The sequence below is a fragment of the Bordetella pertussis 18323 genome (assembly GCF_000306945.1).
GTDB lineage: Bacteria > Pseudomonadota > Gammaproteobacteria > Burkholderiales > Burkholderiaceae_B > Bordetella > Bordetella pertussis.
Genome location: NC_018518.1, coordinates 440,793 through 466,717, shown reverse-complemented (window position 1 = coordinate 466,717; position 25,925 = coordinate 440,793). Strand labels below are relative to the sequence as shown.

The following is a 25,925-nucleotide window of genomic DNA, read 5'->3' as shown; positions in this document are numbered from 1 at the left end:
CTCGCGCGCCTCAGGCGGCGACGGCCAGTTCGGCCGGCGCGCCGGTGGCGCCACGCGCTTGCAGATGCGCCGCCAGTTCGTCGATGGCCAGGGCGACCAGGCCTTCTTTGGCGGCGTAGCGCTCGAGCGACGCGCCGCGCATCATCGTGCCGTCGGCATTCATCAGTTCGCACAGCACGCCGGCCGGGCGCAGGCCCGCCAGGGCCGCCAGGTCCACCGAGCCTTCGGTGTGGCCGCGCCGCGTCAGCACACCGCCTGGCTGCGCGCGCAGCGGGAATACGTGTCCGGGGCTGACCACGTCGCCGCTGCGCGCGCCCGGCGCGATGGCGGCACGGATGGTGGTGACGCGATCGACCGCCGACACGCCGGTGGTCACGCCTTCGCGTGCCTCGATGGACACCGTAAAGGCCGTCGAGTACCGGCTGCGGTTGCTGTCGACCATGGGCGGCAGCTCCAGGCGGTCGAGGGTTTCGCCCGGCAGGCACAGGCACACGATGCCGCTGCCGTCGCGGATCAGTTGCGCCATGACGGGCACGGTCAGCTTGTCGGCCGCGACGATCAGGTCGGCTTCGTTCTCGCGATCGAAATCGTCCATCAGGATGACGGGGCGGCCGATGCGCAGGTGCTGCAGGGCGCGCTCCAGGCGCGTGGCGAAAGGCTGGGCGAACAGGGGGAAAACAGGGGTGGGAACGACGTTGGACATTGAAACGCTCTCGCAAAAAAGGAAATGGCGAAAAACGTTTCAGGGCTAAATCGACAGCCAAACGCAATACCGCGCAGGCGCGCGAGCGCCCGTCTGGCGGGAAAGTGCCGGCACATCTTCTCTCATCCGGACTATGACCGTCGGCCCTGGCATCTCACCAGGTCTGCTGACCCCTGCGCTGTTGCCAACGCAGGGCGCTCGCGGGCTCGCCACATTGCGTGGCATACCGCCGGTGGGGAATTGCACCCCGCCCTGAAGACGTACTGCTTGGGGACGGACGGTGCTTTGCGGCGCCGCCGGCCCTGTACCGCATTGCTGCGGCCGGTCCATTGTACGCCGATTGCGATGCGGCGCCCGACAGACCCTGTCGGCCTTAGGCCTTTTCGGCGCTCCTGGCCTTGGTCTTTTTCTTCTCGGGCAGGGCCAGCATGGTGCCGCGGCACGGCGTCGTCCCGCACAGGCAGCGGTAGCCTTCTTTCAGCTTCCTGGTGATCCTGCCGTCGAGCACCAGGCCGTAGTCGTAGAACAGCTCTTCGCCGCGCGCGATATCGCGCAGCGCCACGATATAGACGCGCTTGCCGTGGCGGCCTTCCTGCGCTTCGCAGTTGGGGTCGCACGAGTGGTTGATCCAGCGCGCGTCGTTGCCTTCGTCGCCGCCGTCGATGACGCGGCCGGAACTCAGCGAGAAGAAGAAGGTATGGAACGGATCGTCCGGATTGGTGGGGTGCCGGCGATCGGCTTCTTCGGCGCTGATGCGCTTGCCGCCGTATTCGATGATGCGGGTGCCGGCCGGGATCTTGCGCGTCGCGAAGACGCCGTTGCCGTGCAGCCTGGAGCGGCGCACGGAGTGCCAGGGTTTGATGATCTCGGTCATAGGACGCAAAAGGCGTGGGCGGGCAAGCGGGCCATTATATCGACGGCGCCGCGCGCTTCACAGGCTATAGTTGTGGTTGCCGAAGTTCCGTTGTAGCCAGATTGTCATGATTGTCCGTCCGCGCCCTACCGCCTGGGGCCTGCTGTTCATTTTGCGCGGCTCCGTCATTCCGCACATTGCCGCCAAGGTTGCCGTCATCGTCGCGTTGTCCTGTGTCGTTGCGTGGCTGCACGCGCGCCAGTGGTTCGCGCCCGGCCACCTCAATGCCGTGCCCTTTTCGCTGTTCGGCCTGGCCCTGTCGGTGTTCCTGGGTTTTCGCAACAACGTCTGCTACGACCGCTGGTGGGAGGCCCGCAAGCAATGGGCCGAATTGAGCGCGCAGTGCCGCAGCCTCGCGCGCGAGACTGCGGCCGTGTTGTCCGGCGCGGCCGACGCGCCGCGCCAGGCGCGTATCGTGCGCCGCCTGATCGGCTTCAATCATGCGCTGGTCGCGCGCCTGCGCGGCGGCGATCCCTTGACCGCCGCGCGCCCCTGGCTGCCGGACGCCGAAAGCATGGCGCTGGCCGGCCACCGCAACGTGCCCGATGCCATCCTGCGCGCCGTGACCGGCGACCTGCACGAAGGCGGGCCGCAGCGCCGCTATGGCGAGGTGGTGTACCAGGGGTTGCAGCAACGCGTGCTGGCCTGCGCGCAAGTGCAGGCGGCCTGCGAGCGCATCAAGACCACGCCCACGCCGTTCGCGTATTCGCTGCTGCTGCATCGGACGGCCTGGCTGTTCTGCCTGCTGCTGCCGTTCGGCCTGGTGGGCACGCTGGGGCCGCTGACACCGTTGGCGGTGGCGTTCGTCGCCTACACGTTCTTCGGCCTGGATGCCTTGGGCGATGAGCTGGAGGAGCCGTTCGGCCTGGCCGAGAACGACCTGCCGCTGGCCGCGCTGGCGCGCGATCTCGAAATCGACCTGCTCGAGGGCCTGGGTGCCCATCCCCTGCCCGCGCCCTTGTTGCCGCGCGGCTATGTGCTGACCTGAACGGCCTGGCGCGGCGTCATGCCTGCTCGGGCGGCGGCGTGAGCGGCAGCCGGGTTTCCTTCAGGCTGCGCAGCACGAAGCAGGACTTGCTGTGCCGGATGCCCGGAATGCGATAGAGACGTTCGTGCAGCAGCCGCTCGTAATCGCGCGTATCGCGTACCGCGATGCGTATGTAGTAATCGTAATCGCCCGAGACCAGGAAGGCTTCCAGCACTTCGGGGATCTGCGCCAGCGCGCGCCCGAACTCGTAGAGCGTTTCCTCGCTGTGGCTTTCCAGCGTGACATGCACGATGACGGTATCGGTAAAGCCGATGCTGGCGGGGTCGATGTCGACCGTATAGCCGCGTATGATGCCGGCGCCTTCCATGCGCTTGATGCGATTCCAGCACGGGGTGGACGACAGGCCGACCGCCGCGCCGATATCGTTGAGGCTGGCGCGCGCGTTGTCCTGCAGGGCCTTCAAAATCGCCAGATCGAACTTGTCCAGTTTCATTTTCTAAATCGGATGAAAAACATGGGCTAATTTACTGCGATTTGGGGTATTTGTTGGAAAAGAAGATAAGTATTCTTCCTAAAACCCCATAAGATGGTCAGCATGAACGACCGTCTGCATACCTCCACGCTTTCCGCCCTTCAGCAAGTCGAACACGCGGCCGCCGTCAATGGCGCGAAGATACTCCTGCACACCCTGATCGAGCGTGGCGTCGATACGGTGTTCGGCTATCCGGGCGGCGCCGTGTTGCCGCTATACGACGCTTTGTACGCCGAGCCGCGCTTGCGGCATGTGCTGGTGCGTCATGAACAGGCCGCGGTACACGCGGCGGAAGGCTACGCGCGCACCACCGGCAGGCCGGGCGTGGTGTTCGTCACCTCGGGGCCGGGCATGGCCAACACCACTTCGGGTCTGCTGGACGCCATGTGCGATTCGGTGCCGGTGCTGTGCATCAGCGGCCAGGTCTCGACCGCGGCGATCGGCACCGACGCGTTCCAGGAATGCGACGCCATCGGCATTTCGCGCTCGGTCACCAAGTGGAATACGCAGATTCGCGCGGTCCAGGACGTGGCCGAGGTGGTGGGCCGCGCCTTCGACCTGACGCGCCAGGGACGTCCCGGTCCGGTGCTGGTGGATTTTCCGAAAGACATCCAGCTGGCCAGCCCGGCGGACGCGCCGCAGGGCGAGGCCGATCCGGCGCGCAGGCAGTTGGCGGCGCTGCGCGCACGGCGCCAGGGCGGCAAGGCCGCCACACGGGTGCCGCAGGGTGCGGTGCGGCGCGCCGCGGCGCTGCTGGCGCAGGCGCGCCGGCCGGTTTTCTACGGCGGCGGCGGCCTGGTCAATTCGGGGCCGCAGGCTTGCGCCGCGTTCACCGAGCTGGTGCGCCAGAGCGGCGCGCCCTGCACGCTGACCCTGATGGGACTGGGCGCGTTTCCCGCCTCGGATCCGCAGTTCGTGGGCATGCTGGGCATGCACGGCACTCTGGAGGCCAACCTGGCCATGCACAACGCCGATCTGGTCGTGTGCATCGGCGTGCGCTTCGACGATCGCATTACCGGCAAGCTGTCCGAGTTCTGTCCGCATGCGCGCAAGATCCACATCGACATCGATCCGGCGTCGATCAACAAGGTCGTGCGCGTGGACGTCGCCCTGGTGGGCGACTGCCTGCCGCTGGTGCAGGCGCTGCGCGACGAACTGGCGGCAAGCCCGCTGCCGGCGCAGCGGCTGGGGCCCTGGTGGCAGCGTATCGACACCTGGCGCGCCCGGGACTGCCTGGCGTACACGCCGGCGGCCGACGAGATCCTGCCGCAGCATCTCATGCACCGCCTGGGCGCGGCGCTGGACGGACGCGACGCCATCGTGTCGACCGATGTGGGCCAGCACCAGATGTGGGCCGCGCAGTACCTGCGCTTCGACCGTCCCAATCGCTGGCTGACCTCGGGCGGCGCGGGCACCATGGGCTACGGCGTGCCGGCGGCGATCGGCGCGCAGATCGCGCATCCCGGCAAGACCGTGGTGTGCGTCAGCGGCGACGCGTCGGTGCTGATGAACATCCAGGAGTTGTCCACCGCCATGCAGCACGATGTGCCGGTCAAGATCGTGCTGTGCAACAACGGCTACATGGGCATGGTGCGCCAGTGGCAGGAGTTGATCCATGGCGGGCGCTACAGCCACAGCTACAACGCGTCGCTACCGGATTTCGTGGCGCTGGCGCGCGCCTTCGGCTGGGGCGCGGCGCGCGTGGAGCGGCCGCAGGACCTGGATGCCGCGCTGGCGGCCTGCCTCGAACACCCTGGTCCCTACTTCCTCGACGTGGCGGTGGCCGAGCAGGAGAACTGCTTTCCCATGATGCCGGCCGGCCATGGCCATCATCGCATGATGCTGGCCGACGGCCAGTGGTACGAGGAGCCGCCCTTGCCGGAGTCCCCGAGCCCGCAGGCGTGATCCCGGGTGCCTGTCCCCCCGGCGGGGACAGGCACCCGGGACGGTCGCCGCGCGCCTACACGCAGCGGCCGCCATCCACCTCCAGGCAGGCGCCGGTGATGAAGGCGGCTTCGTCGCTGGCCAGGTACAGGCAGGCGTTGGCGATGTCCTGCGGCGTGGAGAAGCGGCCCAGCGGGATGGTGGCGAGAAAGCGCTTGCGGTTCTCGGGCGTGTCGGGCACGCCCATGAAGTCCGCCAGCAGGCCGGTGGCGCCGATCACGGGGTTGACGCAATTGACGCGGATGTTGTCCGGCCCCAGCTCGGCGGCCATCGATTTGCTGGTGGTGACCACCGCGCCCTTGCTGCCGTTGTACCAGGTGAGCCCCGGACGTGGCCGTATCGCGGCCGTGGAGGCGATATTGATGAACGAGCCGCCGCCATGGGCGCGGAAGTACGGCACCATGTGCTTGGCGGTCAGGTAGATGCTCTTGACGTTGATCGCGTAGATGCGGTCGAACTCGTCTTCTTCGACTTCCAGCATGGGCCGGTTGCGGTGCGTGGTGCCGGCGTTGTTGACGACGATGTCCAGCCCGTCGAACGCCTTCAGCGTGGCGGCCAGCAGGTTGGCCACGGCGGCGTTGTCCGAGACGTCGGCGCGCACGAAGACGGCCTGGCCGCCGGCCGCGTTGATCGCCGCCGCCACGCGCTGGCCGCCGGCTTCGTTGATATCGGCGACCGCCACCTTGGCGCCCTCGCGCGCGAACGCCGCGGCGATGCCTTCGCCAAAGCCCGAGCCCGCGCCGGTGACGATGGCCGTTTTGCCATTCAATCGCATCTTGTGTCTCCTCGTTGTCGGTATGGGTCAGTCGTGCTTGATCGAGATGGTCTTGAGCACCGTGAAGCCGTAGAGCGCCTCGAAGCCTTTCTCGCGCCCATGGCCGCTGGCCTTCACGCCGCCGAAGGGCAGTTCGATGCCGCCGCCCGCGCCGTAGTTGTTGATGAAGACCTGGCCGCTGCGCACTTTGCGCGCGATGCGCAGCTGGCGGCCGCCGTCGCGGGTCCACACACTGGCCGCCAGGCCATACTCGGTGGCATTGGCGATGCGCACCGCGTCGGCCTCGTCGTCGAACGGAATGGCCGCCAGCACGGGACCGAAGACTTCTTCCTGCGCCAGCGGGTGGTCCACCGGCACGTCGCGCAGCAGCGTGGGCGCCTGGTAGTAGCCCTCGGCCGGCGCCTCGGGGACGATGCGGCCTTGCGCCACCGTGGCGATGCCATCGCCGCGCGCCAGGTCCAGGAAGCCGCGCACGCGCTCCTGCTGGGTCTTGCGGATCAGCGGGCCGCAATCCAGGTCGCTTTGCGCGGGGCCGGCGCGCAAGGCCGCGAAGGCCGCGCCCAGGCGCTCCAGCACGCGCTCGTAGGCGCCGCGCTCGACCAGCAGGCGGCTGCCGGCCGAGCAGGTCTGGCCGGCGTTCTGCACGATGGCATTGACGGCCACCGGCACCAGGGCGTCGAGATCGGCGTCGGCGAAGACGATCTGCGGCGATTTGCCGCCCAGTTCCAGCGTGACCGGGACATGCCGCTCGGCCGCCGTCTGCGTGACCAGCACGCCCACGCGCGGCGAACCGGTGAACGAGATGTGGTCGATGCCCGGGTGGCGCGTCAGGGCGTCGCCGGCCTCATGGCCATAGCCGGTCACGATATTGAGCGCCCCGGCGGGAAAGCCGGTTTCTGCGGCCAGTTCGGCCACGCGCAGCAGCGACAGGCAGGCGTCCTCGGCGGGCTTGACCACGCAGGCGTTGCCGGCCGCCAGCGCGGCGCCGACGCTGCGCCCGAAGATCTGCAGGGGGTAGTTCCAGGGCACCACGTGGCCGGTGACGCCGTGCGGCTCGCGCAGCGTCAGCACGGTATAGCCCTGCTGGTAGGGGATGGTCTCGCCGTGCAGCTTGTCGGCCGCGCCGCCGTAGTACTCGAAATAGCGGGCGATGGCGATGACGTCGGCGCGGGCCTGCTTGAGCGGCTTGCCGCAATCGCGCGATTCGAGCGCGGTCAGCTCGTCGCGGTGCTCCAGCACCTTGAGCGAGAGCGCAAGCATGAGCCGGCCGCGTTCGGCGGCGCTGAGGCGGCCCCAGGCGCCCTCGTAGGCGCGTCGCGCAGCCTGCACCGCCAGGTCGATGTCGGCGGCGTTGCCGCGCGCGATGCTGTCGAATTCCTGTCCGGTGGACGGATCGATGACGGGAATGCGTTCACCCGAGGATCCGGGTACCGAGGCGTTGTCGATAAAGTGCTGCTTCATGCTGTACCACCTCTGAAGAATGTTGGGGAAGTCCTGCAGGGAAACGGCGCGCAGCCTCGCGGGTCGGGCAAGCTCAGAACTGGACGGACAGCCCTCCGTCGACCACCAGCACGTGGCCGTTGACATACGAGGCCGCCGGCGAGGCCAGGAAGACGGCCGCGCCGGCGATCTCTTCGGGATCGCCCCAGCGGCCGGTGGGGTTGCGCGCCGCCATGGCCGCGCCGGCCTGCGGGTCGTTGGCGATTGCCGCGTTGGTCTCGGTGGCGAACGCGCCAGGCGCGATGGCGTTGCTGGTGATGCCGTGGCCGCCGAACTCCACGGCCAGGGCGCGCATCATGCCGGTCAGGCCCTGCTTGGCGGCCGGATAGACGGCGTCGTTGGCGCGCGCCAGTTCGCCTGCCACCGAGGTGATGGCGATGAGGCGGCCATAGCGCTGGCGCATCATGCTCTGGGCGGCCAGCCGCGCCAGCAGGATGCCGGCGATCAGGTTGGTGTCCATCATGGCGCGGATTTCGGCGGGGCTGGTCTCGGCCAGCGGCTTGCGGTTGCGAGCCCCGACATTGTTGACCAGGATGTCGAGCCGGCCGTGTTCGGCGTCGATGCGCGCGAAGGCCTGCTCCATGGCTTGCTCGTCGGATACGTCGAACGGCTGCGCGCTGGCGCGCAGGCCCTGCTGGCGCAGGTCCGACACGGCGGCCTCGACGGCGTGCGCGTCGCGGCCGTTGATCAGTACATGCGCGCCGCTGCCGGCCAGTGCCTGCGCGATGCGCAGCCCCAGGCCGCGCGCCGAGCCGGTGACCAAGGCCACCTGGCCGGACAGGGCGAAGCGTTGCAGATACGGTAGGGAGATCATGTCTACGGACGTTCAGTCACGGAATTCCGGGGCCCAGTGCAATAGTCTACGCTCGAGCCACGTTACACAGTACACCAGGACGATACCGACGACGGAGAGCAGCGTTACGGCCGCGAACATGTCGGTGGCGTTCAGCGTGGCCAGCGCGGTGATCATCAGGTAGCCCATGCCGGTGGTCGAGCCGACGAATTCGGCCAGCACCACGCCGATGAGCGCGAAGCTGATGGCGTTGGGCAGCGCCGCGAAGGTCCAGGCCGCGGCGGTCGGGATGCGCACGCGCCACAGGATCTGGCGCGGCGAGCCGCCCAGGGTGCGGCAGAAGTCCACCAGCTCGCGTTCGACGCTGCGGCCGCCCTTGTAGGTATTGAAGAACACCAGGAAAAACACCACGAACCACGAAGTCACGACCTTGGAGGCCATGCCCAGCCCGAAGAACATCGTGATCAGCGGAACGAAGGCGATGCGCGGCATCGAATTGAAGGCCACGATGAACGGGTTGAACACATCGGCCAGCATGCGGCTGCGCGACAGCGCCAGGCCGACCACGAAGCCGCTGCCCACGCCAACCGCCAGGCCGAGCAGCGTGGCCTGCAGCGTCAGCCACAGGTGCGGCCAGACCGATTGCGGTCCGGGTTGCATCCATTGCCACAGGCGCTGCGCCACGCGCGAGGGCTGGCTGATGAAGAAGGGATCGAAGATCGTGTTCTGCACGAACCAGGGAACGCGCGTCAGGCCTTCCCAGGCGCCCAGGATGAGCGCCAGGATGAGCAGCTGCCATGCCGTGACGCGCAGGCGGCGCCGCACGCCATCGCGCAGCGCGTCCGGGAGCGGGGAATCGGAGGACATCGGCGGGCTCAGGCGGCGTTGCGGAACTGCTGGCCCAGGACGGCCAACAGGCTGCGCATATGCGCGGTGAACTGCGGCGTGTCGCGCAGCGTGAAGACGTCGCGCGGGTGGGCGATGGCGATGCGCTCGTCGAGCAGCACGCGGCTGGGCGGGCCCGACAGGACGACGACCCGGTCGGCCAGCGTGATCGCCTCGTCCAGGTCGTGCGTGACCATGACGATGGTCTGGCCCAGCTTGCGCCAGATCTCGCCCAGCTCGCGATGCAGATGGGTCTTGGTGTGGGTGTCGAGCGCGCCGAAGGGTTCGTCCAGCAACAGGATGCGTGGCTCGACGGCCAGGCTCATCAGCAGCGCAACGCGGCGGCGCATGCCGCCGGACAACTGGTGCGGATAGGCGTTGGCAAAACCGCTCAGGTGCCCGAGCTCCAGCAGTTCGTCCACGCGCCGGGCGATGCGCGCGCTGTCCACGCCCTGGAACCGCAGGCCCAGCGCCACGTTCTTGCGCACATTGAACCAGGGCAGCAGGGTGTCTTTCTGGAAGATGTAGCCCAGCGCCGGCGGAACCTGGCCGGCCACCGGCGCGCCGGCGACGCGGACCGTGCCGGTGGTGGGCGGCAGGAAGCCCGCGATCATGTTCAGCAGCGTGCTCTTGCCGCAGCCGGACGGGCCGACGATGGCGACGAACTCGCCATCGTCGATGCGCAGGCTGACCTCGCCTACGGCGTGCACGGTGGCATTGCGGGCCTGGTAGACCTTGCCGACGTGCTCGAGCTCGATCATCACAGGCCCCGGGCCTTGCGCACGAATCGCATGTCCACGCAGGCGCTGTACGGCACCTTCTTCAGCTCCTCGTTGGAGAACTGGCGGCCGTCGCCCATGATGGCGGTCATGCGCGCGTAGGCGTCCTCGGTGATGATGTTGTCGCGCAGGAAAACCGTTTGCTGGTACAGCCCTATGGTCTTCTCGATGACCGGCCGCGCGTAGGCGTTGAGGTAGTCGTCGTAGATCAGATCGGTGACGGCGGCCGCGCTGTTGGCGCTGATGAAATCCTGCGCCTTGACCAGGGCGCCGACGAAGGCCTGCACCACTTCCGGGCGTTTCTGGATGGTGTCCTGCAGCGTCAGCGCGGCGATGCCGGGCACGTCGCCGCCCATGAACTCCTGCCACGAGGCTTCCGTGGTGGCGTCGAAGATGGGCATGCCCCAGCCTTCCTGGACGGCCTGTTCCATCATCGACAGCGTTGCCATCGAGGCGGATACCGAACCGGTCTTCAGCGCGCCCAGCATGGTGGCCAGGTCGCCCAGCGGGCGGATATCGACCTTGTCGGCCACGCCGGCCTTCTGCATCAGGTACAGCGCCATCAGCCAGGTGCTCGATTGCGGCTGCGTCGCGCCCACGCGCTTGCCGGCCAGGTCGGCAAGCGTGCGGATCTTGCCGCTTTCGTAGTCGGCCCGGCGCACGATGATGTTGGCGTAGGTCAGCTTGCGGTCGAACCCGAACACCAGGGCGGCCGGCTTGCCGGCCAGCGTCAGCGCCGGCGCGGCGGTGGCCGCGGTGGCGCCGAACACGATCTGCCCGGCGGCCAGCAATTGGTTGGTGCGCGGACCGCTTTGCGAGTTCAGGTATTCCACCTCCAGCTCGTCCGCGGCGAAATAGCCCTGCTTCAGCGCCACGTATCCCGCGGCGAAGAACGGATCGATGCTGCCCTGGCCGTAGGCAACCCGGCCCAGCGCCGGCTGCGCCCAGGACAGGCGCGAGCCCGCCAGGCCCACGGCCATCAGGGCGCCGCTGCCGGCCAGGAAGCGCCGCCGCGTGGCGCCGCGGGGGGAACGGAGTGCAGTCATGTCATCCTCGAATGGGGGAGGCGGTTTTGCCAGTGGATTGCGGCAACGATAACGCAACTGGCCGCGTCGGTCGCGTGGACCGCGCGGTGCGGGTACGGGCAGGATGCGGCGCGTCATCGCGCGGGGTGCGCGATGACGCGGGGCCGTGCGTTCAGGCAGCCGATTTCTTGGCGGCCTTCTTGGCGGCGGTCTTGGTGGCCGCCTTCTTGGGGGCGGCTTTCTTGACGGCCTTCTTGGCCGCGGTCTTGGCAGGCGCCTTGGCCGCCGTCTTGGTGGCGGTCTTGCCTGCCGCCTTCTTGGCCGCCGCGCCGGGGCGGCCGGGCTTGTCGCCGCGCGGCTCGAATTCGAAGCCTACCTTGCCGTCGGGTTGGCGCACCAGGAAGGCCTTGAACTTGCGGTTGGTCCGGCTGGAGACGAAACCGTCGAGCAAGTCGGTGCGGCCGGCGGTCAACAGCTTTTCCATCTGCTCGCGCGAGATCTCCTGTTGCAGGATCACCTTGCCCGAGCGGAAGTCGCAGCTTTTCTGCAGGCCGACCAATTTCTCGCACACGTAGCTCATGCCGTGCTCGAAGACGCGCGCGCTGCATTTCGGGCAGGCGCCCACGGGCGTGTGGCCGGAGAAGTCGACGGCTTCGTTGTCTTCCTCGTCGTTCTGGCCGAAGTCGAACTCCAGCTTGTACTCGCCGCTGATGCGCAGGATGGCGGCGAACGGGCGGCCCATCTTGCTGATGCACCCCTGCAGCGGGCCGATCTCGCGCTTGGCCAGCAATTCTTCGACCTCGGGCAGTTCGAAGGTGCGTCCGCCCGGATGCTTGCCGATCGAGAAATCGCACTGGGTGCAGGCGAAGCGGCGATAGTTTTCCTTGACCACGCCGCCGCACTTGGGACAAGGCGTTTGCAGCGTGGCGTAATCGCCCGGCACGGTGTCGCGTTCGTACTCCTTGGCGCGCTTGACGATGACCTGGGTCATCTGGGCAATCTCGCGCATGAAGGCGGCGCGGTCCAGCGCGCCCTGCTCGATCTGCTTGAGCTTGTGCTCCCACTCGCCGGTGAGTTCGGGCGAGGTGAGTTCGGAGACGTCCAGCCCCGAAAGCAGCGCCATCAGCTGGCGCGCCTTGGCCGTGGGGACCAGGTCGCGCCCGTCGCGGCGCAGGTACGCCTCGTTGAGCAGGCCTTCGATGATGGCCGCGCGGGTGGCCGGCGTACCCAGGCCGCGCTCGGACATGGCCTCGCGCAGCTCTTCGTCGTCGACCAGCTTGCCGGCGCCTTCCATCGCCGACAGCAGCGTGGCTTCGTTGTAGCGCGCCGGCGGCTTGGTCGCCAGGCCGACCGCTTCGACGTCCTCGGCGCGCACGGTCTCGCCGTCGGCCACCGGCACCAGGTTGGCGTCCTCGCCCTGGGCCTCCTTGCCGTAGACGGCCAGCCAGCCGGGGGTGACCAGCACTTTGCCCTCGGTCTTGAAGCGGTGGCCCTGCACTTCGGTCAGGCGCGTGGTGACGCGGTACTCGGCGGCCGGGAAGAACACCGCCAGGAAGCGCTTGAGCACCAGGTCGTACAGCTTGCCTTCGGCTTCGCTCAGGTCGCGCGGCACCTGCAGCGTGGGGATGATGGCGAAGTGATCGGACACCTTCTTGTTGTCGAAGATGCGCCGGTTGGGCTTGACCCAGTTTTGCGCGAGTACCGTATCGGCATGGCGCGACAGGGCGCCGACGGCGTTGGAATCGCCCTGCGCCAGGACCTGCATGGTCTGGCGCACGGTGTTGATGTAGTCCTCGGGCAGATAGCGCGAATCGGTACGCGGGTAGGTCAGCGCCTTGTGCCGCTCGTACAGCGTCTGCGCCAGCGCCAGGGTGGTCTTGGCCGAGAAGCCGAAGCGGCCGTTGGCCTCGCGCTGCAGCGAGGTGAGGTCGTACAGCGCCGGCGACATCTGCGTCGAGGGCTTGGATTCCTCGGTGACGCTGCCGCTCTGGGCGCGGCAGGCCGCCACCACGCTTTGCGCGGCGGCCAGCGACCACAGGCGCGACTCGCGCTTTTCCGGATCGCGCTCGTCTTTCCTGAATGCGGGGTCGATCCAGCGGCCTTCGTACAGGCCGGCGGCCGCCACGAAGGTGGCGTGCACTTCCCAGTAGTCGCGCGAGACGAACGAACGGATGCGGTTTTCGCGTTCATTGACGATGGCCAGCGTGGGCGTCTGCACCCGGCCGACCGGCGTCTTGAAAAAGCCGCCGTCCTTGCTGTTGAAGGCGGTCATGGCGCGCGTGCCGTTGATCCCCACCAGCCAGTCGGCCTCGGCGCGCGAGCGCGCGGCGGCCTCCAGCGGCTTGAGCTGTTCGTCGTCGCGCAGGTTGGCGAAGGCGTCGCGGATCGCCTGCTGCGTCATCGATTGCAGCCACAGGCGCTGGATCGGCTTTTTCACGCCGGCGAACTGGACGATGTAGCGGAAGATCAGTTCGCCTTCGCGCCCGGCGTCGCAGGCGTTGATGATGGCGTCGACATCCTTGCGCTTGGCCAGCCGTACCAGCAGCTTGAGGCGCTCGGCCGATTTCTTGTCGGTCGGTCCCAGTTCGAAGGCGGGCGGGATCACCGGCAGGTGCGTGAAGCTCCATTTGCCCTTGACCGGGTCGTTGGGCGCCACCAGACTGAGCAAATGTCCGATACTGGAAGCCAGCACGTAACGATCGCTTTCAAAATAGTCGCCCTCGCGCGCAAAGCCTCCCAAGGCGCGTGATATATCCAGGGCCACCGAGGGTTTCTCGGCAATAATCAACGTTTTGTTCATGTGTATCCAGTGGCGGCAGTCCCGCCGCAGTTAGCGCGGATGATAAGAGCGGAGAATCGGGGCATGCAAGTCGATACTCACCAACAGGCGGGTTCGGAGCTGTACGCATGGCGTCAGTTCCTGGGGCGCGCGACCCTGTGGCTGGGGGTCGTGCTGCTGGGCAGCGCGGTGGTTTGCTGGGTGGCGGCCAACTGGCCGGCCATGACCAAAATCCAGCGATTCGCGGGGGCGCAGGGCTTGTTGGCGCTGTCGGCCGTGATCGCCGCCTGGGTGGCCTGGCGCCTGCGCGAGGCCACCGGGGTACGCCGCCATGGCGTCGGCGCATTGCTGGTGCTGGCAGGCCTGTTCCTGGGGGCGTTGCTGGCCTTGCTGGGTCAAACTTACCAGACTGGCGCCGATACCTGGGAACTGTTCGCCTGGTGGGCGCTGTTGCTGCTGCCATGGGCGCTGGCCGGCGCCAGCCAGGCGCTCTGGCTGCTTTGGGCACTGATACTCAATGTAGCCGTGGCGCTCTGGCTAGGTGAGCGCTTACTATCATGGTGGTGGTCGTTGTCCGGGGCGGGATTTCCCGCGCCGGTGCTGGCGGCCCTGAACCTGGCCATGCTGGCCTGCTGGGAATGGGTGGCGCATCACCGCCACGTCAGCACGCGGGTCGGCCCGCGCGTACTGGCGCTGCTGGCGCAAGGCGTGCTGGTGGCGGCCCTGCTGTTCGATTTCGGCGCCCTGGCCGACCTGGCCTCGGCCACCGGAATCGCCTGGATCGCCACGACGCTGGGCATGGGTTTCTACTATCAGCAGGTGCGGCGCGACCTGGTCATCCTGGCCTTGCTGGCGGCGGCCATGATCTGCGTATCGCTGCGGGTGGTCGGCGCCTGGCTGCTGGAACTGGAGCCCGGCGTGTGGGCGGCGCTGCCGCTGGCCGGGCTGCTGATGGCCGAGGCGGTCTGGGCGGTGCGTTGGCTGCGCCGGCTGGGCGAGCAGTCCACCCGGGCCGCGGTCGACGCCGAGCCCGCGGGCGCCTCGGCCGGCAATGGGCTCGACCCGGCCGAAGCCGGCGCTCCAGTGCTGGAGCTGGCGCCGGAGGACGCCCGTGGCGCGGCCGAGACGCCCTGGTACGTGCATGGCCTGCTGGGACTGAGCGCCTGGCTGGCCACCTGGCTGCTGCTGCTGTTCGTGGCCGCGTCGGGCATCGTCGCCAGCAAGGAAGGGGCGCTGGTGGCCGGCCTGGGCCTGTGTATCGTGGCGGTGACGGTGCTGCGCACCGACTCGGGCCCGTTCTGGCGCCAGTGCGCCACGGCGATGGGCTTTGCGGGCCAGATCCTGGTGATGGTGGGGCTATGGGACAGCGCCTCGTTCGCCAGCGCGTGCTTCTTCATTCTGGCCCTGGGCGCGGTGGTCTATGCCCTCACGCCGGATCTCCTGCTGCGCTTTCTGAGCGGCTGGATGATCGCCCTGGCCGGCGCCGGGCTGATCTGGCGCGGGCTCACCCCCGGCATGGGCGACAAGCAACTGCTGGGCCTGCTGCTGGAGTTCGACGCGCTGCGCGCTGCATTCGTATGGCTGCCCGTGGCCGTGGTCGGCGCCTGGGGCGCGGCGGTCGCGTTCAGCCTGGGCCATCGATGGTCGCGCATCCGGCCGCAGCAGCTCGACCCGCTGGGCTGGGCGCTGGCGCTGGCGGTGCAATCGATGGTGTGGCTGGCGGGCGGCGTGACGGCCATGCAGTTGCGGGCCCTCTGGGCGCTGCACCCCTCCACCGCCGTGTTGACGGTCGCCGGCGTCCTGCTGCCCGTGGCGGTTGCGCTGTCGGTGCTGTGGCCGCGCCGCCGCCAGCTGACCGCCGGCATGCTCTGGGGCGTCCCGCTGGCCTTGCTGGTACTGGCGCTGTTCTGGTTGCCCAGCCCGGGCGTGGCCTTCGCGCTGGCGTGGCTGCTGCTGGGTTTCGGCCTGCACAAGCCGCGCCTGACCATGCTGGGCGTGATCAGCCTGCTGGCCTACCTGATGATCTACTACTACCAGTTGCAGATCCCGCTGCTGGACAAGGCGTTGTGGCTGGCCGGCGGCGCCCTGCTGCTGTTCCTGGGCCGGCTGCTGGTGTGGCTGGTGCCGCAATGGATGCGCACCGCTGCCCCGGCGACGCGCGCGCCCATGGGGCCGCCGTCGCGCTCCCTGCGCTGGCGGGTGGCCCTGGTGCTGGCCGGGCTGGCCGTGACCCTGGCCGTCGTCAACGGCAATATCTGGCAGCGCGAAGCCTTGCTGGCCAAGGGCCGGGTGGCGATCCTGGAGCTGGCCCCGGTCGATCCGCGTTCGCTCATGCAGGGCGACTACATGGCGCTGCGATTTGCCGCGGGCGAGGATATCGAACGCTGGCGCAACGACAGGCCGGCCGACGGGCAGGACGCCGCCGCGTTCGCCCACATCGATGGCTACGTCGTACTGGCTCCCGACGAGCGCGGCGTGGCGCGCCCGGTGCGCATCCAGGAGCAGGCCGCGCCGCGCGACGGCAACGAGATCGTGCTGCGTTATCGCCTGCGCGCCAGCGGCGTGCGCCTGGTGACCAACGCCTATTTCTTTCCGGAAGGCGAGCAGCAGCGCTACCAGCGCGCGCGCTACGGCGAGATGCGCGTGGACGACAGGGGGACCGGCCTGCTGGTGCGCATGCTGGGCGAGGATCTCAATCCGCTTTAGGACCGGCCGGCACGGTGGCGTGGCGCATGCCGAAACGTTGCGCCCATTGTGCGGTGGCCGCCTGCAGGAATGCCTCGGGCGTGGCTGCCGCCAGGGGCGCGAAGCCCAGGCCGCTCCAGGCTTGCTGCAGCATGCGCAGCGGCTGGCTGCAATCGAGCGCCGGCGCGCCATTCTGCTTCGATAGTTTCAGGCCCGTGGTCGGGTCGACGATCAGAGGCACATGCATGACGCGCGGCGGGGCCAGGCCCAGCAACCGTCCCAGCACGCGCTGGCGTGCGGTCGAGCCCAGCAGGTCGGCGCCGCGCACCACGTCGGTGACGCCCTGGTCGGCGTCGTCCACCACCACCGCCAATTGGTAGGCCCACAGGCCGTCGGCGCGGCGCAGGGCGAAATCGCCGACCGCGGCCGCCACGTCCTGTTGCTGTGGCCCCAGCCAGCGATCGACGAAGGTCTCGACGCCGGGCGGCACGCGCACCCGCCAGGCACGCGCCTGGCGGCCCGCGGGCAGGCCCTCGCGGCACGTGCCGGGATACGGGCGTTCGCCATCGACGCCAGCCGTGCCGCGCAGCGCCGAGTCGGCGATCTCGCGCCGGGTGCAGCCGCAGCCGTAGATCAGGCCGCGCGCGGCCAGGGCGTCGAATGCCTGCTGGTAAGCCGCGCCGCGCCGCGACTGCCACATGATCTCGCCGTCCCAATGCAAGTGCAGGGCCCGCAGCTGATCCATGATGACGCCGGCCGCGCCGGGCACGGTGCGCGGCGTGTCGACGTCCTCGATGCGCAGGCGCCACAGGCCATGATGGGCGCGGGCGTCCAGCCAGCTGGCCAGCGCCGCGACCAGCGAGCCGGCATGCAGCGGCCCGCTGGGGCTGGGGGCGAAGCGGCCGATGTAATTCACGCGGTTCCGGAAATCAATGCGATGGCGCGCCAGCACGGGCCGGCGCGCCATGTCTGGCGCGGCCGCATCAATGCAGCCGGCGGGAGCCTTCGTCGTCGAGCAATTCTTCGAGGACCAGGTTGTCGATCTCGGCTTCCTGGCTCCAGAGCACCATCAGGGCGATGATCTTGATCTTGGACAGGGAGATCGGCGTTTCGGGCGAAGCCAGCGCGCGGTCGATGACGATTTCGCGCAGCGGCGCCGGCAGTACGCCGGCCGATTCGAGGAAGGTGATGAAGCCGATCGACTCGGTACCCAACTGCTGGTATTCGGCGTCGGTGTAGATGCGGATGCCGGTGGCCGGCGCGTGGGCAAGCTCGACGCAGCGTTCGGTGGTTTCGGCCAGTCCGTACAGCCAGCCCAGCGCGTCGTCGATGTCTTCATGCTCGAAGCCGGCGGCGGCCAGCCGCTTTGCCAGCACGTCGGCGGCAGGACAGGCTTGCGGCGTGTAGTAATTCTCGAACAGATAAACCAGGATATCGAACATATGGCGCTTCAAGGTGCCCGTTGCACAGTCGGCCCGCAAATCGGCAGACCAGCAAACGTGATTTTACTTTACGCTGAATTGTCACCCTGGGCAACTCGCCGCCCGCACGACACCTTAAGGACGAGTTGCGGTGCATTTCGGCGCCGTACGCGCCAGACCGCTGCAAGTTGGCCGCAACTGCGCGCGGCTCTGTAAAAGGGGGCAGTGCGCTGCGCGCGGTCTTCACGTTTTCACTGATGTTGCGCGAGGAGCACGCCGCAAGCCGCGCGCAGGCATTCCTAGAAGCGCTGGGCGATGCTCAGCTTGATGTTGCGGCCCGTGCCCGATACCGCTTCGCCCAGGTAGGGATGATAGGGCCGGTTGAAGAGGTTGTCGGCGGCCAGGCGCACGTCCAGGCCTTTGACATGCCGGGGTTGCCAGCTTGCGAACAGGCCGTGCAGCGCGTAGCCGGCGGTCTTGGGCAAGGCCCAGTAGCCGGCCAGCGGGTCGCCGTCGGTCGGCGAGCGGTCCTGGCGGCGCACGAATTCGCCGCGCCATCCCAGGACCATGTCCAGGCGCGGCAGTTTCACGCCCAGCATCGCGCGCGCCGAGACCGGCGGGATCTCGGCGATCCAGGTGCGCGGCCCCCATGGATCGCGCGGCGAGGTGTCGCGGTGCCCGCGCATGGCCGAAAGCGACAGGCTGGCGAACATCGCCGGGCTGTCGTAGTAGGTCTCCAGTTCCAGCCCTTCGATGGTGTAGCCGGGCAGGTTGCGGTAGTTGGACAAGGGCTTGGGGCAGTCCGAGGCGGCGCCGCCCTCGGCCTGCCCGCGGCATGCCACGCCACGGCGCTGGAAGATCTCGTGCTTGCCGCGATTGCGAAACAGCGTGGTCCGTATCTGCACGCTGTCGCCGCGCGTCGCGATATCGTTGTAATCCAGTACGGCGCCGGCGCGCAGGCCCACGATGCGCTCGGGCCGCAGCGCCCGGCTGCTGCCCGACACATTGGACTTCGCATATTGCACTTCGTACTGTTCGTCGATGACGGGTGCGCGCCAGGTGCGGCCGGCGTCGGCGAACAGCGCCACGCCTCGCGCCGCCTTCCAGACCACGCCCAGGTGCGGGGTCCAGCCCGCGTACGAGACGCGGCGGTAGTCATGCCCGGCCACGGGGGCGGGGTTGTTGTAGCGGGGCGCGTCGTTTGGCCTGCCGGTATTGGCGACATGGTCGTACCGCACGCCGGGCGTGACGGTAAGGCCGCCGACGGTGACGGCGTCCTGCAGGTACAGGCTGCGCACGGTCTGCGTGCCCGAAGGCATGTAGTGCGGCTGGAAGTACCCGTGGTTGTAATCGGGCTCGCCGCGGCCGGGCGGGTAGTACATGAGCGTGTCGCGGCGATGCCGGTGCCAGCGCAGGCCCGCCAGCAGGACATGCTCGGCCGTGCCCAGGGCCACGTGGCTTTCGTTGCTGAGGTCGAACCGGTCGTCGCGGTAGTCGACCCAACTCTTGTTGCCCAGCGTGCCGAGAAAGGCCGACTGCGACGCCCGGGACGAGCGCCGGTCGCGCTGCCGGGTGTCCGAGCGGGCATAGGCCAGCGTGAGGTTCACCCAGGGATGGGCGGATGGGGCGATGTTCCATTTCGCGCTGTAGTTCTGGTCGAGCTGGTCGCGATGGACCAGCTTGCGCCGCCATGCTTCGGTCAGGCCGTAGCGGTCGATATCGGCCTGCGAAGGCGCGGGAAGATCGTCGCGCTTGGCCGCGAAGGGTTGCCAACCCGCCGCATTCGAACGCATGGCCGACAGGGTGATGGTCTGGGCGTCGTCCGGATAGAGGTTGACCTTGGCGAGCAGCGAGCGCTGGTTGTTGCGCGAGTATGCGAAGCGGGTGCCGTCGGGGCGGCGCAGATCGCCGCCGTCGCGGCGGTTGGCATACAGCAGGCCGTCGGCCCCGTCGGCGCGGGTGCGGCCGTACAGCGCCACGCTGTAGATGTCCTGGCCGTCGTTCGAATGGCGGCCGTACTTGGCCAGCGCGCCGAAGCGCGCGCCCGGCGGCAACAGGTCGGCCGCATCCTTGGTATCGATCTTGACGGTGCCGCCGAACCCGCCATTGCCGTCGACCAGGTTGTGCGGCCCCTTGTCGACCTCGATGCGCCGGATCAGTTCGGGTTCGATGAAGACCGAGCCCTGGCGGTACTTCTCGAAACCCTTGGGCGCGCCATCGAGGACGATTTTCACGTCCTCGGTATCGCCCATGCCCCAGATGTTCAGGCTTTGCCCGCCGGGGCGCGGAGAGCCGGCCATCGAGATGCCCGGCAGCTGATCGACCAGGGAGGCGAAGTTGTCGGCCTGCGCGCGCTCGATCTCCGGCAGGCGCAGCACGGACCGGGCCGCCGCGACGCTGTCGCCGATGACCTCTTGCGCGGGCAGGGTGACGACGGTTTGTGCCGGCGCGGGCGCGCCGTATGCGCCGGCAGCGCAACCAAGCGACAGGCCGGCAAGCGCGAGCGGTGCGCGCCAAGGTGCGGGGGGACGCGGGGACGACATGACAGGAATCGCAGGCAGGTGGAAATCCGCTCGATTCTAGGCATGGATAATAATGGTTCTCAGTACACAAGTGCTCGATGCGGCGTTGCGCGGTCCGCATTTGTGGCAGGAAAGCGCGCGACCGCGTCCAGAATGCACAACCCACCTTGCGGTGGGTTGTGCATTGCGTCGGCGCCCGGAGGGACGCGGCCTGGGGTCAGGCTGCCTTGGCGCCGTTCTCCAGCTTGAGCTGCGCGAGCTGGCGCAGGAATACCGGAATGCAGATGGCCAGGCCGACCAGCCCGCTGGTCAGGCCGGGCAGGATGGTCAGCAAGGCGCCCACCACGCACACCCAGCGCTCCCAGCTTTTCATCTCGACCAGCATGTAGCGCGAGAAGGCGGCCGACAGCAGCACCAGGCCGACCATGCAGCCCACCAGGGTGGTGAAGAAGTCGTACCAGGTGAAGCCCTGCACCGAGATCAGCAGCGATGGCGAGAACACGAACACGAAGGGCACGATCAGCTTGGTGATGCCCAGGCGGAATGCCGTGTTGCCGGTCTTGAACGGATCGCTGCCCGCCATGCCCGCCGCCGCGTAGGCCGCCAGCGCCACAGGTGGCGTGATGTCGGCCAGGATGCCGAAATAGAACACGAAGAAGTGCGCCGCGATCGGTTGCACGCCCAGTTGCACCAGCGTGGGGGCGGCCACGGCCACCATGATGATGTAGTTGGCCGTGGTGGGAATGCCGCAGCCCATCAGGATGCACACGATGCCGGTCATGACCAGCGCGGCGATCAGCGTCAGGGTCTGCGTGTTGGCGACCACGTCGGGGATGATCGTGCCGACGCCGCCCGCGATGGCCTGGGCGGCCGAGATCACGATGTACGAGATCTTGAAGCCCACGCCGGTCAGCGTGACCACGCCGATCACCAGGCCCACGGTGCCCGCTGCCGCACCCACCGCCAGCGCGTACTTGGCGCCGGTCTCGAAGGCTTCGTAGAGGTCGCGCAGGCGCAGCCGCTGCATGGGGTTGAGCAGGCCCACCACGATGCAGCCCGTGATGCCGGCAAACGCTGCCAGGTACGGCGTGCGACCGCTGGCCAGCACGCCGATCAGCATGATCAGGGGCAGCAGCGTCGGCCAGCGCTTCTTGAACGAAGCCTTGAGGGTCGGCATTTCTTCCTCGGTCAGGCCGCGCAGGCCCTCGCGCTTGGCCTCGAAATGCACCTGCATGAACATGCCGAAGAAGTACAGGAAGGCCGGGAAGATGCCCGCGATGGCGATCTGCTGGTACGGGATGCCCAGGAATTCGATCATCAGGAAGGCGGCCGCGCCCATGATGGGCGGCGTGATCTGCCCGCCCGTGCTGGAGGCCGCCTCCACGCCGGCGGCGAAATGGCGCGGATAGCCGATGCGGATCATCGCAGGGATGGTGAGCGAGCCGACCGTCACCGCGTTGGCCACCGACGAGCCCGACAGCATGCCGAACATGGCCGAGCCGAACACCGAGACCTTGGCCGGGCCGCCCGCGTAGCGGCCGGCAATGGTGGAGGCCACGTCCAGGAACAGCTGGCCCAGGCCGATGCGGGTGGCCAGCACGCCGAACAGCACGAAGTGGAACACGTAGGTCGCCACCACGCCCACCGCCACGCCATAGATGCCCTGGCTGGTGAGGTACATGTGGTTGACGATCTGCGGCCAGTTGTTGCCGGCGTGCTGCAGCAGGCCCGGGAAGTAAGGGCCGAAGGCCGCATAGGCCAGGAACACCATGGCGATGATGGGCAGGGGCCAGCCCATGGCGCGGCGCGTGCCTTCAAGCAGGCCGACGATCAGGATGGTGCCCATGGCCACGTCCATCGGCAGCGGATTGCCGACGCGGAACGCCAGGTCTTCGAAGATGTACGGGATGTACAGGACGCTGAGCGCCAGCACGATGGCGATGGCCCAGTCGTACAGCGGCACGCCGCCCGGGCACAGCAGCGTCGATTTCGGCTCGCGCTGGTAGTGCGCCTTGCTGAAGCCGAACACCAGGAAGATGAGGCTGAGCACGAAGGCCAGGTGCACGCCGCGGTGCGTGGCTTCGCGCAGCAGGCCGAAACCGGCCGTGTAGTAGTGGAAGATGGACAGCGTGACCAGCAGAATCGATACGATCCAGGTGGCTGTTTTATCCAGCGGCCGGAAACGGATTTCCGAATCGTACTTTTCCGTTAGCTGCTGGGTTTTATCGTGATCTATTTGCATAAGCTGCAACTTCTATAGGGTATTGCGCGACCAGGGCTGCCCTGAGGCAGCCCTGGCGGAAAGGCAGCGCGATTGGCGCATTGGAGTCGGGACGCGCGATGCAGGCACGGCGCGTCCAGTCCATTACTTCAGCAGGCCGACTTCTTTGTAGTACTTCTCGGCGCCCGCGTGGAAGGGGATGCCGGCGCCCTTGACGGCGTTTTCCTTGGTGATCAGTTTGCCCTTGGCATGGCCATTGTCCAGCGTCTTGCGGGTGGCGTCGCTGTAGAGCGCTTTGACGATGTCATAGACGGTCTGCTCGGGCAGCTTGGCCGAGGTGACCAGTTGCGCGTTGATCGAGATGGTCTTGACCTCGCCCACGTTCTGGTAGGTGTTGGCGGCGATGGTGTCAAGCGTGAAGAACTCCTGCTGGCTGCGCAGCTTGTCGATTTCCGGGCCGACGATGGGCACCAGCTCGATGCCGGCGCCGCTGGAGGCCAGTTCGGAAATCGCGCCGGCCGGCGCGCCGCCCACGAAGAAGAACGCATCCAGGCCGCCATCCTTCAGCTTGTCGCCGGCCTGGTTGGGCTTGAGGTATTCGGCCTTGATGTCCTTGTCGGTCATGCCGAAGGCGCCGAGGATCAGGCGCACGTCGACCAGCGTGCCCGAGCCGGGTTCGTCCATCGAGACGCGCTTGCCGCGCAGGTCGGCCACCGTCTTGATGCCGGAGCCCTTGCGCGCCACCAGGTGAATGCTTTCGGGATACAGCGTGGCGATCAGGCGCAGGTCCTGGGCCTTGGGCTTGCCGTCGAAGGTACCGGTGCCGCTGTAAGCCCAATAGGCCACGTCGGATTGCGTGAAGCCCGCTTCGAGCGAGCCGCCCAGGATGCCGTTGATGTTGGCGACCGAGCCGTTGGACGCGACGGCGGTGGCGATCAGCTTGCCGGGCTGGGAGATCGAGTTGGCGATCATGCCGCCGACGGGATAGTACGTGCCGGCGGTGCCGCCGGTGCCGATACGGAAGAACTGTTGCGCGTTGGCCGAGGTAGCGGCGCCGGCGACAGCCAAGGCGAGGGTCAGGGTTTTGATCCAGCTTTTCATAGACATGAGGGCTTCTCCAGTGAAAAAGGGCGAGCCTTGCGGTACAACCCTTTATAGGTTCGGGATTTTGTCATGCACAAAAGCGTTAGCCAATGTCCGGAGGGGTATCGTTTACCTGGGGGTAAACCCGGCCTCGGGTTATGGCTACCCCTGCCCAGGTTATGACTTGCCGTGCGCGGCGCAGCCGTCGAAACGAATACGAACAAGGAAACTCGCTGTGAATGCTTCCGTGGCTCCAATACTGCCGCCGGCCGCCCGCGCCGGGCAGGCCCTGTGCGATGTCGATACGCCCAGTCTGGCGCTGGATCTTGCGGCGTTCGAGCGCAATCTGCGCGTCATGCAGGATTGGGCCGAGCGCCATGGCGTGGCGCTGCGGCCCCACGCCAAGGCGCACAAGTGCCCGGAGGTGGCCTTGCGCCAGCTTGCGCTGGGCGCGCGCGGCATCTGCTGCCAGAAGGTGAGCGAGGCGCTGCCGTTCGTCGCGGCTGGCGTGCGCGATATCCACATCAGCAACGAGGTGGTCGGCCCCGTGAAGCTGGCCTTGCTGGGCGAGCTGGCGCGCCAGGCCGACATCAGCGTATGCGTGGACCATCCCGACAACCTGGAGGCACTGGCGCAGGCCATGGAGCGCGCGGGGGCGCGGGTGACGGTGCTGGTCGAGGTGGACGTAGGCCAGGGACGCTGCGGGGTGACCGACCCGCAGGTGGTGCTGGCGCTGGCGCTGGCGCTGGCGCTGGCGCGGCGCGCCGACGCGGCGGCAGGCTTGCGCTTTGGCGGCCTGCAGGCGTATCACGGCTCGGTGCAGCACATGCGTACGCAGGCCGATCGCGCCGCGGTCTGTGCCGAGGTGGCGCGCGCCGCGGCGGCGCATGCCGACGCCCTGCGTGCGGCCGGCCTCGCGTGTCCGACCATCACGGGCTCGGGCACGGGCAGCGCGCAGTTCGATGCCGCCAGCGGCGTATTCACGGAGTTGCAGGCGGGCTCATACCCGTTCATGGACGCCGACTATGGCGACAACGAATGGGCCGAGACGCTGCGCTTCGAACCAAGCCTGTATGTATTGAGCACGGTGATGAGCACGCCGGCTGCCGGCCGCGTCGTGCTCGATGCGGGGCTGAAGTCCAGCACCGCGGAATGCGGCCCGCCGCGGGTGGCGGGCCGTGCCGGCCTGACTTATCTCGCCGCCAACGACGAGCACGGCGTGGCGCGGGTGGAGCCCGGCGCGCCCGCGCCGGCGCTGGGCAAGATGGTGCGGCTGGTGCCGTCGCACGTGGATCCGACCTTCAATCTGCACGACAGCCTGGTGGTGTTTCGTGACGATGTGGTGGTCGACCTCTGGCCGATCGCCGCACGCGGCCTGAGCCGTTAGGCACAGGCCGCGCCGCTTCCGGTCAGTCGACCTGCGCGCCCGAGCGGCGTACCGCGTCGCCCCATTTCTGGACTTCGGCGGCGATGAACTGGCCGGTCGCCTGCGGGGTGGTGGGCATGGGTTCGGCGCCGCGCTCGCGCAGGAACCTGGCGAGTTCGGCGCTGCCCAGCGCCTGGCCGATATGGCGGCTGAGCAGCTCGGTGACGGCCGGCGGCGTGCCCGCCGGGGCCAGCACGGCGGCCCATCCGATGGCTTCGAAGCCCGGATAGCCCGATTCGGCCACCGTCGGCACGTCGGGCAGCTGCGCCAGCCGGCCGGCGGTGGTGACCGCCAGCGGCACGGCCTTGCCGGTCTTGATGTGCGGCAGGCCGGCGGTGACCGAATCCACCATCAACGGCACCTGGTGGCCCAGGAAATCGGCCTGCGCCGGGCCGCTGCCCTTGTACGGGATATGGCGGATGTCGATGTCCGCGGCGGCCTTGAACATCTCGGCCGACAGGTGCTGGGTGCCGCCGATGCCGGCGCTGGCGTAGGCCAGTTCGCCGGGATGCGCGCGGGCTTGCGTCACCAGTTTCTGCAGGCTGTCGATGCCCGAGGCGGGCGTGGCCAGGAACACCAGCGGCACGGAGAACACGCCCGAGACCGGCGCGAAGTCCTTGGTGAGGCTGTAGTTGATGTTCTTGTACAGCGTCTGGTTGACCGCTGCGGCGCTGCCGGCAACGACCAGGGTGTAGCCATCCGGGGTGGCGCGGGCGGCCTCGCCCATGCCGATATTGCTGCCGGCGCCGGCGCGGTTCTCGACCACGATGGGCTGTTTGAGGTCGGCGCCCAGTTTCTCGGCCAGCGCGCGGGCGAAGATGTCGGTGGCCTGGCCGGGCGGGAACGGCACGAGCATGCGGATCGGACGCTCGGGATAGTCGGCGTGGGCGGCGAAGCTGGCGGCGGCCAGGGCAAGACCGGCGCACAGGCCGGCGAAAACGCGATTCATGT

General features: G+C 68.2%; 20 protein-coding genes and 1 riboswitch. Of the genes, 4 read left to right on the top strand and 16 right to left on the bottom strand.

Going from position 1 to position 25,925, the window contains the following annotated elements:
- Positions 1–10: 10 nt before the first annotated feature.
- Together ribB and BN118_RS02255 are read right to left on the bottom strand one after the other, a co-directional pair.
- Positions 11–703, bottom strand: a complete 693-nt coding sequence (gene ribB, locus BN118_RS02260; protein ID WP_010929826.1) for a 3,4-dihydroxy-2-butanone-4-phosphate synthase — start codon at positions 701–703, stop codon at positions 11–13.
- 110 nt (positions 704–813) lie between these two features.
- Positions 814–967: riboswitch (FMN riboswitch) on the bottom strand.
- Between the two features lie 109 nt (positions 968–1,076).
- Complete coding sequence (locus BN118_RS02255) at positions 1,077–1,577, bottom strand: SET domain-containing protein (protein WP_003818232.1); 501 nt, start codon at positions 1,575–1,577, stop codon at positions 1,077–1,079.
- A gap of 106 nt (positions 1,578–1,683) precedes the next feature.
- On the opposite strand from BN118_RS02255, the gene BN118_RS02250 reads away from it, so the two are divergent.
- Positions 1,684–2,604 carry a bestrophin family protein gene (locus BN118_RS02250; RefSeq protein ID WP_023853391.1) on the top strand — a complete coding sequence of 307 codons (921 nt, stop codon included), beginning with the start codon at positions 1,684–1,686 and terminating at the stop codon, positions 2,602–2,604.
- Between the two features lie 16 nt (positions 2,605–2,620).
- Here BN118_RS02250 and BN118_RS02245 read toward each other — a convergent pair whose 3' ends face one another.
- Positions 2,621–3,097: an Lrp/AsnC family transcriptional regulator gene (locus BN118_RS02245; RefSeq protein WP_010929823.1), complete on the bottom strand. Its 477-nt coding sequence runs from the start codon at positions 3,095–3,097 to the stop codon at positions 2,621–2,623.
- A gap of 93 nt (positions 3,098–3,190) precedes the next feature.
- On the opposite strand from BN118_RS02245, the gene ilvB reads away from it, so the two are divergent.
- On the top strand, positions 3,191–5,041 hold the full coding sequence (ilvB, locus tag BN118_RS02240) for a biosynthetic-type acetolactate synthase large subunit (protein WP_010929822.1): 1,851 nt from the start codon (positions 3,191–3,193) through the stop codon (positions 5,039–5,041).
- Positions 5,042–5,096: 55 nt separating this feature from the next.
- Here ilvB and BN118_RS02235 read toward each other — a convergent pair whose 3' ends face one another.
- The 7 genes from BN118_RS02235 to BN118_RS02205 all read right to left on the bottom strand — a co-directional run bounded on the left by BN118_RS02235 (position 5,097) and on the right by BN118_RS02205 (position 13,637).
- Complete coding sequence (locus BN118_RS02235; RefSeq protein WP_003818228.1) at positions 5,097–5,855, bottom strand: SDR family oxidoreductase; 759 nt, start codon at positions 5,853–5,855, stop codon at positions 5,097–5,099.
- A gap of 27 nt (positions 5,856–5,882) precedes the next feature.
- Positions 5,883–7,316, bottom strand: coding sequence for an aldehyde dehydrogenase family protein (locus tag BN118_RS02230; RefSeq protein WP_010929820.1), 1,434 nt, complete (start codon positions 7,314–7,316; stop codon positions 5,883–5,885).
- 73 nt (positions 7,317–7,389) lie between these two features.
- Complete coding sequence (locus BN118_RS02225) at positions 7,390–8,169, bottom strand: SDR family oxidoreductase (protein ID WP_014905477.1); 780 nt, start codon at positions 8,167–8,169, stop codon at positions 7,390–7,392.
- 12 nt (positions 8,170–8,181) lie between these two features.
- A complete protein-coding gene (locus tag BN118_RS02220) occupies positions 8,182–9,015 on the bottom strand; it encodes an ABC transporter permease (RefSeq protein ID WP_014905476.1) in 834 nt (277 codons plus the stop codon).
- Between the two features lie 8 nt (positions 9,016–9,023).
- Positions 9,024–9,794: an ABC transporter ATP-binding protein gene (locus BN118_RS02215; RefSeq protein WP_041166124.1), complete on the bottom strand. Its 771-nt coding sequence runs from the start codon at positions 9,792–9,794 to the stop codon at positions 9,024–9,026.
- The gene (locus BN118_RS02210; RefSeq protein WP_014905474.1) at positions 9,794–10,858 is read right to left on the bottom strand and encodes an ABC transporter substrate-binding protein; all 1,065 of its coding nucleotides are present in this window, start codon (positions 10,856–10,858) and stop codon (positions 9,794–9,796) included. Before BN118_RS02210 ends, BN118_RS02215 begins: the two co-directional genes overlap by 1 nt.
- Positions 10,859–11,009: 151 nt before the next feature.
- A complete protein-coding gene (locus BN118_RS02205; protein WP_010929817.1) occupies positions 11,010–13,637 on the bottom strand; it encodes a DNA topoisomerase III in 2,628 nt (875 codons plus the stop codon).
- A gap of 63 nt (positions 13,638–13,700) precedes the next feature.
- Here BN118_RS02205 and BN118_RS02200 point away from each other — a divergent pair, with 63 nt between their 5' ends.
- On the top strand, positions 13,701–16,322 hold the full coding sequence (locus tag BN118_RS02200) for a GDYXXLXY domain-containing protein (protein ID WP_014905473.1): 2,622 nt from the start codon (positions 13,701–13,703) through the stop codon (positions 16,320–16,322).
- Here the strand turns inward: BN118_RS02200 and gluQRS are convergent.
- From gluQRS to BN118_RS02175, 5 genes are all read right to left on the bottom strand, one after another.
- Positions 16,309–17,268 (bottom strand): tRNA glutamyl-Q(34) synthetase GluQRS, encoded by a 960-nt coding sequence (gene gluQRS / locus BN118_RS02195; protein WP_014905472.1) that lies wholly within the window; start codon positions 17,266–17,268, stop codon positions 16,309–16,311. The genes BN118_RS02200 and gluQRS overlap by 14 nt on opposite strands.
- A 16-nt stretch (positions 17,269–17,284) precedes the next feature.
- Positions 17,285–17,743: a Smg family protein gene (locus tag BN118_RS02190; RefSeq protein WP_003815964.1), complete on the bottom strand. Its 459-nt coding sequence runs from the start codon at positions 17,741–17,743 to the stop codon at positions 17,285–17,287.
- 278 nt (positions 17,744–18,021) lie between these two features.
- Complete coding sequence (locus BN118_RS02185) at positions 18,022–20,265, bottom strand: TonB-dependent hemoglobin/transferrin/lactoferrin family receptor (RefSeq protein ID WP_014905471.1); 2,244 nt, start codon at positions 20,263–20,265, stop codon at positions 18,022–18,024.
- Between the two features lie 196 nt (positions 20,266–20,461).
- On the bottom strand, positions 20,462–22,486 hold the full coding sequence (locus BN118_RS02180; RefSeq protein ID WP_010929814.1) for a TRAP transporter permease: 2,025 nt from the start codon (positions 22,484–22,486) through the stop codon (positions 20,462–20,464).
- A gap of 123 nt (positions 22,487–22,609) precedes the next feature.
- The gene (locus BN118_RS02175; RefSeq protein WP_014905470.1) at positions 22,610–23,572 is read right to left on the bottom strand and encodes a TAXI family TRAP transporter solute-binding subunit; all 963 of its coding nucleotides are present in this window, start codon (positions 23,570–23,572) and stop codon (positions 22,610–22,612) included.
- A gap of 211 nt (positions 23,573–23,783) precedes the next feature.
- Between BN118_RS02175 and BN118_RS02170 the strand changes: the two genes are divergently transcribed.
- The gene (locus BN118_RS02170) at positions 23,784–24,935 is read left to right on the top strand and encodes a DSD1 family PLP-dependent enzyme (RefSeq protein ID WP_014905469.1); all 1,152 of its coding nucleotides are present in this window, start codon (positions 23,784–23,786) and stop codon (positions 24,933–24,935) included.
- A gap of 22 nt (positions 24,936–24,957) precedes the next feature.
- On the opposite strand, the gene BN118_RS02165 is transcribed toward BN118_RS02170, so the two are convergent.
- The gene (locus BN118_RS02165; RefSeq protein WP_010929811.1) at positions 24,958–25,923 is read right to left on the bottom strand and encodes a Bug family tripartite tricarboxylate transporter substrate binding protein; all 966 of its coding nucleotides are present in this window, start codon (positions 25,921–25,923) and stop codon (positions 24,958–24,960) included.
- Between the last annotated feature and the right edge of the window lie 2 nt (positions 25,924–25,925).

What these genes read in the sequence shown, in the direction of transcription:
- ribB (WP_010929826.1), bottom strand. Translation starts at nt 703, where the DNA reads ATGTCCAACGTCGTTCCCACCCCTGTTTTCCCCCTGTTCGCCCAGCCT.
- BN118_RS02255 (WP_003818232.1), bottom strand. Translation starts at nt 1,577, where the DNA reads ATGACCGAGATCATCAAACCCTGGCACTCCGTGCGCCGCTCCAGGCTG.
- BN118_RS02250 (WP_023853391.1), top strand. Translation starts at nt 1,684, where the DNA reads ATGATTGTCCGTCCGCGCCCTACCGCCTGGGGCCTGCTGTTCATTTTG.
- BN118_RS02245 (WP_010929823.1), bottom strand. Translation starts at nt 3,097, where the DNA reads ATGAAACTGGACAAGTTCGATCTGGCGATTTTGAAGGCCCTGCAGGAC.
- ilvB (WP_010929822.1), top strand. Translation starts at nt 3,191, where the DNA reads ATGGTCAGCATGAACGACCGTCTGCATACCTCCACGCTTTCCGCCCTT.
- BN118_RS02235 (WP_003818228.1), bottom strand. Translation starts at nt 5,855, where the DNA reads ATGCGATTGAATGGCAAAACGGCCATCGTCACCGGCGCGGGCTCGGGC.
- BN118_RS02230 (WP_010929820.1), bottom strand. Translation starts at nt 7,316, where the DNA reads ATGAAGCAGCACTTTATCGACAACGCCTCGGTACCCGGATCCTCGGGT.
- BN118_RS02225 (WP_014905477.1), bottom strand. Translation starts at nt 8,169, where the DNA reads ATGATCTCCCTACCGTATCTGCAACGCTTCGCCCTGTCCGGCCAGGTG.
- BN118_RS02220 (WP_014905476.1), bottom strand. Translation starts at nt 9,015, where the DNA reads ATGTCCTCCGATTCCCCGCTCCCGGACGCGCTGCGCGATGGCGTGCGG.
- BN118_RS02215 (WP_041166124.1), bottom strand. Translation starts at nt 9,794, where the DNA reads ATGATCGAGCTCGAGCACGTCGGCAAGGTCTACCAGGCCCGCAATGCC.
- BN118_RS02210 (WP_014905474.1), bottom strand. Translation starts at nt 10,858, where the DNA reads ATGACTGCACTCCGTTCCCCCCGCGGCGCCACGCGGCGGCGCTTCCTG.
- BN118_RS02205 (WP_010929817.1), bottom strand. Translation starts at nt 13,637, where the DNA reads ATGAACAAAACGTTGATTATTGCCGAGAAACCCTCGGTGGCCCTGGAT.
- BN118_RS02200 (WP_014905473.1), top strand. Translation starts at nt 13,701, where the DNA reads ATGCAAGTCGATACTCACCAACAGGCGGGTTCGGAGCTGTACGCATGG.
- gluQRS (WP_014905472.1), bottom strand. Translation starts at nt 17,268, where the DNA reads ATGGCGCGCCGGCCCGTGCTGGCGCGCCATCGCATTGATTTCCGGAAC.
- BN118_RS02190 (WP_003815964.1), bottom strand. Translation starts at nt 17,743, where the DNA reads ATGTTCGATATCCTGGTTTATCTGTTCGAGAATTACTACACGCCGCAA.
- BN118_RS02185 (WP_014905471.1), bottom strand. Translation starts at nt 20,265, where the DNA reads ATGTCGTCCCCGCGTCCCCCCGCACCTTGGCGCGCACCGCTCGCGCTT.
- BN118_RS02180 (WP_010929814.1), bottom strand. Translation starts at nt 22,486, where the DNA reads ATGCAAATAGATCACGATAAAACCCAGCAGCTAACGGAAAAGTACGAT.
- BN118_RS02175 (WP_014905470.1), bottom strand. Translation starts at nt 23,572, where the DNA reads ATGTCTATGAAAAGCTGGATCAAAACCCTGACCCTCGCCTTGGCTGTC.
- BN118_RS02165 (WP_010929811.1), bottom strand. Translation starts at nt 25,923, where the DNA reads ATGAATCGCGTTTTCGCCGGCCTGTGCGCCGGTCTTGCCCTGGCCGCC.